Source organism: Bacillus sp. AFS053548, assembly GCF_002575105.1.
Taxonomy (GTDB): Bacteria; Bacillota; Bacilli; order Bacillales; family Bacillaceae_G; genus Gottfriedia.
In genome coordinates, this window is the sequence record NZ_NUHI01000079.1 from 1 (window position 1) to 264 (window position 264).

Below are 264 nucleotides of genomic sequence, written 5' to 3' on the forward strand. Positions count from 1 at the left end.
GTCCTTGTCCTCGAATTCGTGCAATTCGACGTAGCGCTTCACCAGCGCAAGGCTCAGGAAGAAGAAGATTGCGAATGACACCAGCCAGAAGGAAAGCTCGGTGCCCGTTGCGGCCGCACCGGCGACGATGCGCGTCGTGTAAAGGCCGGCAAGCGTGAACACATCGACCAGAAGCTTACGCTTGAGCACAAACGTGTAGGCCGTCGTGGCGCAGGCATAAAAGGCGAGCACGCCGGCGAAATGCAACGGCAGCATGGTCGTCAG

General features: G+C 59.1%; 1 protein-coding gene. It reads right to left on the reverse strand.

The genetic code is table 11. The features are described 5' to 3' along the window. The coding region (locus CN946_RS20940) for a hypothetical protein (protein ID WP_218012669.1) at positions 1-264 on the reverse strand (264 nt) is incomplete at both ends.